Origin of the sequence: Bradyrhizobium sp. SHOUNA76 (assembly GCF_023006445.1) — a bacterium.
Classification (GTDB): Bacteria; Pseudomonadota; Alphaproteobacteria; order Rhizobiales; family Xanthobacteraceae; genus Bradyrhizobium.
Window position 1 is genome coordinate 1 of the sequence record NZ_JALBHA010001190.1, and the last position, 363, is coordinate 363.

Genomic DNA, 363 nt, shown 5'->3' on the forward strand with positions numbered 1-363 from the left:
GCCTGCATGGCGCTCGCCGTGGTCATGATCTACCAGGCCATCGACCATCTCAACTTCGCGCAAGGCGAGATGGCGATGTTCTCGACCTTCATCTCCTGGCAGCTGATGCAATGGGGCCTGTCCTATTGGGCCGCCTTCATCATCACGCTGGCATTCTCCTTCGTCGCCGGCATCGCGATCGAGCGCATCCTGTTCAAGCCGCTCGCCAAGGCACCGGTGCTGACCAACGTCGCCGGCTTCATCGCGCTGTTTGCGATCATCAACTCCTCGGCCGGCCTGATCTGGGACTTCACCATCAAGCAGTATCCGACCCCGTTCGGCTCCTCGCCGTTCCTGGGCAGCCAGCTGATCTCGACCCACCAG

The 363-nt window shown here is 61.7% G+C and carries 1 pseudogene; it reads left to right on the top strand.

The annotated features are described in order from the left end of the window. Nucleotides 1-363 (top strand): annotated as a pseudogene (locus MOV74_RS40450) (branched-chain amino acid ABC transporter permease); the annotation flags it as partial.